Raw genomic sequence first — 7,201 nt, forward strand, 5'->3', positions numbered from 1 at the left:
GTCACAGCTCGCCCATCCGCCGGATGACGGGGGCCACGCGCTGCACCCCGTGGCGGTAGGCGCCGCGGGCCGCGCGGCGCACGATCTGCCGTACGGGGCCGGGGTCCTTGTCGGCCGCGGGGGCGCCCGGCAGCGGGGCGCCGTCGGGCCCGAGGTGGTGGCGGGCGAGGATGCCGGGCAGATAGCCGCGGGCGGTGGCGAGGCTGTAGTACGGCTCGATCGGCGGGAGTTGGGCCTCGGCCAGGAGGCCGGTGACGCGCTCGCGTGCCTCGTCGAAGGCCCGCGCGTACGTCCCGTCGGCGGCGACGCCCTGCCGGGCCAGCCAGATCTCGTCGGGCACGGGCAGGTGGCCCGCGTCCAGCTGGTCCCAGGAGGCGAGGCATCCGGAGCCGGTGAAGTGGTGGTTGCCGAGCGCCTCGCGCACCCCGAGGTCGGTGAGGACCGCGGTGGGCACACGGCGGTGCAGGGCTTCGAGCGCGGCCGTGGAGGAGACGGTGACCAGGAGGTCGGTGCGGTCGAGGACCTCGCCCATGTGCCCGTAGACGAGGCGGCAGTTGGCGGGCAGCCCGCCCTCGATGCGCTGCGCCAGCTTCTGGTAGGGCAGCTCCTCGATGTGCGTGGTGTGCTCGCCGGGCTTGCTGCGCAGCTTGAGCAGGACCTCGCGGCCGGGGTGCAGCCGGGCGTGCTCGACGAGGCGGCGCAGCAGGTAGGTGCGGTGCGCGGCGGTCTCGGGCACGGAGGGCTGGGCGGCGAAGACGACGGTGTAGGGGTCGTGCTTCTCGTAGGGGGCGCCGCCGAGGAACGGCAGCGCGGCCTCCGTCACACAGGAGACGTCGGCGCCCACTCCTTCGTACACGGCCCGGAAACGTTCCGCGTCCTGGCGGGAGTTGGCGAGGACGACGTCCGCGCCGTGCCGCAGGAGGAGGCCGTCGGCGAGCTTCTCGTAGACGACGCCGACGTAGCCGGTGACGACGACGGGCCTGCGCCGGCCGCCGCCGGTGAGGCGGGCGTCCTGGGTGACGCGGGCGAGTCCGTGCAGCACCGCCTGGACCGCCCCGCCCACCAGGGCGAGCACGATCACGTCGGGGGCGTCCCGCTCCACCTCGCGCAGGAACTCGACGGCGGTGACCTCGCGCAGGGAGTCCGCGCGCACGCCCACCTCTTCGAGCTGCCGGGGGGTGGGGGTGGCCCGGCCGCGGAGCAGATACCCGCTGAGCCGATGGCCGTCGGGCGCATGATCGCCGGACCGACCGTCCGATACGATGCGGTTCGCGGTGAGAGCGCCCCATTTCCATCGCGTATCGGAGTCGGCGAGCACGGCGACCCGCAGCGGGTTTCGATGACTTCCTTGCACGTCCCAGACGCTAGGAAGGCATTTCGATTCGCGGCCCAACTCAGGTGCAACAAACGGTTAACAGCATGCCGACGAATGGCGAATCAGCCCGGGAAAAGGCTCCCCAGCAGCCCGGTTAACCATTCCGCCACATGTCGTTCACCTGACATCCCACTGCGGGTCGACACGAATGACGGGCCGACACCTAACGTCACCCACGTGGTTAAGCTCTCCGTCATCGTGCCGTTCTACAACGTGCAGCAATACGCGCCCGACACCTTGAGGAGTCTGCGTGCGAACGCGCGTGACGACTTCGAATTCATTCTCGTCGACGACTGTTCGCGCGACGAGACTCCGGACATCCTGGAGCGTGCGGCGCGCGAGCTTCCCGGCGCCGTCCACCTCAGACATGAGACGAACGGCGGCCTCGCGACCGCCCGCAACACGGGCCTCGACGCGGCGCGCGGCGAGTACCTCACCTTCCTGGACGGCGACGACTGGCTCGCCCCCGGGTACTTCACGCAACTCGTCGACACCATCGAGGAGTTGGGCTGCGACTTCGTGCGCACCGACCATGTGCAGTGCACCGCGCGCGCCCGCACCGTCCACCGTGTGCCGCACGGCAGGCGCGGCGTGGTCCTGAACCCGCGCGACGTCATACTGCCCGCCGACCGCTCCACGTCCGTCGACTACGCGTACGCGTGGGCGGGCATCTACCACCGCAGGCTCGCCGAGGCGGGCCTGCTGCACTTCACCGACGGCCTGCGCACCGCGGAGGACCGGCCCTGGATCTGGCGGCTGCACCGCGAGGCCGAATCGTTCGCCGCGGTAAGCCTTCTCGGGGTGTTCTACCGGCGCGGCGTCGCCTCCTCACTGACACAGATCGGCGACGTACGCCAGCTCGATTTCATCAAGGCATTCGACCAGGTGGTGCGGGAAACGGCGGAGGACCGGGACGCGGACAAACTCCTGCCGAAGGCCGTGCGCACTTACTGTGCGATCATCTCCCACCATTTGGGATCCATCGAAAGGTTCGAGCCATCCGTGGCGCGCAAATTGAAGTCAATGAGTGCGGCCGCGCTGAAGCGGATGCCGCAGGGCGTTCTCGACGACGCGCTCGACTCCATGGACCTCCAGCGGGCGACCCGGCTGCGCAGGCTGCGCCGGCGCCCGGTGTCGGCGGAGGTGGCCGCGTAATGGCGACGCCCCGCACGACGCAGATCTTCCTGGCGTCCACGCTGTACGGCGCGGCCACCCTCGCCGCGGCCCTGGACACCGACCGCTTCGGCCCCGCCGACCGGCGCATCCTGCTGGTCAGCAACAACGCGGCGACGCCGGAGACCACGCCGGCCCTGGACGAGATGCCCGGGTTCGCGCGGCTGCGCGGCCGGTTCGACGAGGTGCGGTCCTGGAACGAGACCATCTCCCCTTTCCACCCCGGCGGCTGGGCCCCGCGCGGCGACGACGTCGTGCTGTGGGAGCGCTACGTCCGGCTGCTCTGGGACCTCGGTGACGACGCGGTCGAGCTGGCCGTCGAGTCGATCCAGGTCAACCCGGCGCTCGCGCTGGCGCAGATCTTCACCGGCGCCCCCGTGGACGTCTACGCCGACGGCCTGATGAGCTACGGCCCCACCCGCAACAAGATCGACCCGCTGGTCGGCACGCGCGTGCGGCGCCTGCTCCACCTGGACCTGGTGCCCGGCCTGACCCCGCTGCTGCTCACCGAGTTCGGAGTGGCGCCGGAGGTCGTGCCGACCGACGCCTTCGTGAAGGTGCTCGCCGAACTGGCCGACGACGAGAGCGAGTCGACGGCGTTCGCGCTGCCGGACGTCGAGGCGCCCGCGCTCGTCCTCGGCCAGTACCTCTCCGCGCTGAACATCCTCACCGCCGAGGAAGAGGAGGAGCTGCACATCCGCATGGTGCGCGGGGCGGCCGAACTCGGCCACACCCAGGTGGTGTTCAAGCCCCACCCCACGGCGCCCGCCCGCTGGTCGCGCGCCCTGGAGAAGGAGGCGGAGGCGATCGGCGTGGAGCTGACGGTGCTCGACGCGCCGGTGCTCGCCGAGGTGCTGTACCAGCGGATGCGGCCCGCGCTCGTCGTCGGCTGCTTCTCCACGGCCCTGCTCACGGCGTCCGCGCTCTACGGCCTGCCCGCCGCGCGCACCGGCACGGACCTCCTCCTGGAGCGCCTCGCGCCGTACCAGAACAGCAACCGCGTCCCGGTCACGATCGTCGACGCGCTGCTGCCCGAGCTGACCGACCGCGCGGCGACGACCGCGCAGGAGGCGGGCATGGGCGTGGGCGAACTGACCAACCTCCTCAAGGCCGTCGGCTTCGCCATGCAGCCGCAGATCCACCCGGGGCTGCGCGCCGACGCCGAGCGCTATCTCTCCCGCGGCCTCGGCCCGCGCACCGCGCGCTACTTCAAGCGGCGCCGGCTCACCGCGCTCGCCCTGCCCGGCGCGCTGCCCGCGCAGCTCGGGTTCATCCCGCGCAACGCGACCGTGCGCCGCGTCGCCCGCCGGGCCCGTTCCGTGCAGCGCTCGCTCAAGCGGACCGCGCTCGGATGACACCGCCCGGCACGACGCTCCCGAAGCCCTCCCCGGGAGCGGGCACCACCTCCGCACCGACCTCCGCGACGCCCCGGGGCTCCGGCCGACCGCAGCCCCGGCTGCGCGCCCTCGACGGGCTGCGCCTCGTCGCCGCGCTCATGGTCGCCGCCTACCACTACGGCGGCCGTGACGGCGAGATCGCCCAGGCCTGGGGCGGCTCGCCCCGGGACCAGTTCCCCACGGCGAGCGGCTGGTTCGCCTACGGGTGCCTGGGCGTCCAGATCTTCTTCGTGATCAGCGGCTTCGTCATCTGCATGAGCGGCTGGGGCCGCCCGCTGCGCTCGTTCTTCGCCTCCCGCGCCTCGCGCCTGCTGCCCTCCTACTGGGCGGCGATCGTCCTGGTGACGGCCGTCTTCGCGCTGCCCGTGGTCGCGTACGAGGCGGTCTCGCCCAGCGACGCGCTGGTGAACCTCACCATGCTCCAGCAGCCGCTGGGCGCGGACCGGGTGCTCGGCGTGTGCTGGACGCTCTGGGCGGAGCTGCGCTTCTACGCGCTGTTCGCGCTGTGCGTGGTCCTGCCGGGCGCGACCCGCGCCCGCGTCGTGCTGTTCTGCGCGGTGTGGACGCTGGCGGCGGCGATCGCCGAGGCCGCCGACGAGCCGCTGCTCGACCTCGTCCTGATGCCGGAGTACGCGCCCTTCTTCGTCGGCGGCATCGGCATCTACCTCATCCACCGCGACCGCCACGACGTCACGGCGTGGGGCATCACGGGCGTGAGCTGGCTGATCGGCCAGCACTACGCGGTCGACCGGCTGTGGCACGCGCCCGACCCCGACTTCTTCTCGTACCGCTCCTCGGTCGGGATCATCGCGGTCGTGACGGCGGGCTTCGTGGCGGTGCTGCTGATCGCCCTCGGCCTGCTGCACCGGGCGAACTGGCGCTGGCTGACCGTGGCGGGCGCGCTGACGTACCCCTTCTACCTGGTGCACGAGCACCTGGGCTGGGTGACGGTGGAGGCACTGCACCGGGGCCTCGGCATCCCCTCGTACGCGACGCTCGGCCTGACGATCGCCGCGATGCTGACGCTCGCCTGGCTCCTGAACCGGTACGTGGAGGGGTGGCTGACCCCGCTGATCCGTACGGGACTCACGCGCCGCCGGGCTCCGCGGAGGAGCTGAGCGTCACGCCGATGCCCGCGACGAGCGCGTCGAGGCCCGCCTCGAAGCCGCGGTCGCGCCCGCGGAAGACCACCTCGCCGGCGGCGGCCGCGAGCGGGTAGGCGGCGAGGCGCTCGGCGCGGGCCGCCAGGTCGTACCCGCCCTCGCCGTCGGCGGGGTCGGGCCCGGCGGCCTGTTCCTCGATGACATAACCGATCGTGTAGCTGTACGCGGTGAACCAGGCGCGCGCGGCGGCGTCCGGCGCGAATCCCGCCTCGACGAGCATGCGCAGATGGGCCTCCATCGGGGCCGCGTACGACAGGTCGGTGAAGCGGGTGCCGCTGTAGACCTTGGCGCCGTCGCGGTAGCGCAGCAGGTGCTCGCGCAGCCCGCGCATCGACCGGGTGAGCGCCACGCGCCAGTCGGGGTCCGGCACGGCGAGCAGCTCCGCGTTCATGCGCCGCATCATCTCGGTCGCCATCTCGTCGAGCAGCGCCTGCTTGTCCTTGAAGTGCCAGTACAGCGCGGGTGCCTTCACGTCGAGCCGCCGGGCGATGGCGCGCAGGGTCAGCCCTTCGAGACCGGTCTCGTTCAGCAGGTCGAGCGCGGTGTCCGCCACCTTGGCGCGGTCCAGTCGTGTCGTAGCCACCTTGACAATTTAACACCGTTAAGCGCATGCTGCGGGACATGGCACTTAACGGCGTTAAGGACACTCCGGCGGCCGCGTCGCCCCTGGAGACCGAGGTCCTGGTCGTCGGCGCGGGCCCCACCGGCCTGGCGCTCGGCTGCGACCTGGCCCGGCGCGGGGTGCGCGCGCTCGTCGTCGAGCGGGCGGACGGACTGTTCCGCGGTTCGCGCGGCAAGGGCCTCCAGCCGCGCACCCTGGAGGTCTTCGACGACCTCGGCGTGATCGACGCCGTCCTCGCGGCGGGCGGTCCGGCCCCGGTCGGCATGGTGTGGCAGGACGGCGAGCGCCGGGGCGAGCACCGGATGTTCGACGAGCCCGAGCCGTCGCCGACCGCGCCCTACACCGGACCGTGGCTGCTCCCCCAGTGGCGCACCCAGGAGATCCTCCTCGCGCGGCTGCGCGAGCTCGGCGGCGACGTCCTGTTCGGCGCGGGCGTGACCGCTCTCGCGCAGGACGCCGACGGGGTCACGGCCACGCTGTCGACGGGCGGCGCGGTGCGCGCGGCGTACGCGGTCGCGGCGGACGGCGGGCGCTCCACCGTGCGCGGGCTGCTCGGCATCGCGATGACCGGCGAGACCGTCGACCCCAAGCCGGTCCTGGTCGCCGACATCCTCGTCCCCGAGGCCCTGGACCGCGACCACTGGCACCTCTTCTCGCCGGGCGGCGAAGGGGCCGAAGGAGGCGGCGGGTTCGCGGCGATCTGCCCGCTCCCGGGGATCCCCGACTTCCAGCTGGCCGCCCAGTTCCCCGACGGCCGGACGCCGGACGTCTCCGCCGAGGGCGTGCGCCACGCCGTCGCCGCCCTGACGCATCTGTCCGCCGACGACGTGGGCGAGGTCCGCTGGGCCTCGGACTTCCGGCCGCGCGCGGCGCTCGCGGACCGCTTCCGCGCGGGCCGCGTCTTCCTCGCCGGCGACGCGGCGCACGTCCATTCACCGGCCGGCGGCCAGGGCCTGAACACCAGCGTCCAGGACGCCTACAACCTCGGCTGGAAGCTGGGCGCGGTACTGCGGCACGGCGCGCCCGGGGAACTGCTCGACACCTACGAGGAGGAGCGGCTGCCCAACGCCGCGCGGATGCTGGGCCTGTCCACCCGCATCCACCGCGGCGAGGCCCGGCGGGGCGCGGCCACCCGCCAGCTCGGCATCGGCTACCGCGAGTCGCCCCTGGCGGCGGACGCCCGCGAGGGTCTGCCCGCGGAGGCGCTGCGGGCGGGCGACCGGGCGCCGGACGGGCCGCTCGGCACGGGGACGGTGTTCGACGCGTTCCGGGGCCCGCACTGGACGCTGCTCGCGGTGGGGACGGACGCGGAGCTGCCGCCGCTGGACGGCGCGCCGGTCCGGACGCACCGGCTGTCCGCGTACGAGCCGTACGGGAAGGGGCTCTTCCTGGTCCGCCCGGACGGGTACGTGGGGTGGGCCGGGGACGGCGCGGAGGACGGGCTCGTCGCGTATCTGGCGCGGTTCGGGGG

6 protein-coding genes are annotated in these 7,201 nt (G+C 73.1%); 4 read left to right on the top strand and 2 right to left on the bottom strand.

Annotated elements, in window-relative coordinates; genetic code table 11:
- Nucleotide 1: 1 nt before the first annotated feature.
- Nucleotides 2-1,354, bottom strand: a complete 1,353-nt coding sequence (locus AOK22_RS19050) for a DUF6716 putative glycosyltransferase (RefSeq protein WP_055699881.1) — start codon at nt 1,352-1,354, stop codon at nt 2-4.
- Between the two features lie 198 nt (nt 1,355-1,552).
- Here AOK22_RS19050 and AOK22_RS19055 point away from each other — a divergent pair, with 198 nt between their 5' ends.
- From AOK22_RS19055 to AOK22_RS19065, 3 genes are read left to right on the top strand one after another with little or no spacing between them, the layout of a single operon-like run.
- Nucleotides 1,553-2,530 carry a glycosyltransferase family 2 protein gene (locus tag AOK22_RS19055; RefSeq protein WP_055699882.1) on the top strand — a complete coding sequence of 326 codons (978 nt, stop codon included), beginning with the start codon at nt 1,553-1,555 and terminating at the stop codon, nt 2,528-2,530.
- Entirely contained in the window at nt 2,530-3,903 is a 1,374-nt protein-coding gene (locus tag AOK22_RS19060; RefSeq protein WP_055699883.1) for a polysialyltransferase family glycosyltransferase, read from the top strand. Before AOK22_RS19055 ends, AOK22_RS19060 begins: the two co-directional genes overlap by 1 nt.
- Complete coding sequence (locus AOK22_RS19065) at nt 3,900-5,063, top strand: acyltransferase family protein (protein ID WP_055699884.1); 1,164 nt, start codon at nt 3,900-3,902, stop codon at nt 5,061-5,063. Before AOK22_RS19060 ends, AOK22_RS19065 begins: the two co-directional genes overlap by 4 nt.
- Here AOK22_RS19065 and AOK22_RS19070 read toward each other — a convergent pair.
- Nucleotides 5,032-5,691 (bottom strand): TetR/AcrR family transcriptional regulator C-terminal domain-containing protein, encoded by a 660-nt coding sequence (locus AOK22_RS19070; protein WP_055699885.1) that lies wholly within the window; start codon nt 5,689-5,691, stop codon nt 5,032-5,034. The two genes, AOK22_RS19065 and AOK22_RS19070, sit on opposite strands and share 32 nt — an antisense overlap.
- A 26-nt stretch (nt 5,692-5,717) precedes the next feature.
- Here AOK22_RS19070 and AOK22_RS19075 point away from each other — a divergent pair.
- The coding region (locus tag AOK22_RS19075; RefSeq protein ID WP_482255559.1) for an FAD-dependent monooxygenase at nt 5,718-7,201 on the top strand (1,484 nt) is incomplete at its 3' end.

Source organism: Streptomyces silaceus (genome assembly GCF_001419745.1).
Taxonomy (GTDB): domain Bacteria; phylum Actinomycetota; class Actinomycetes; order Streptomycetales; family Streptomycetaceae; genus Streptomyces; species Streptomyces silaceus.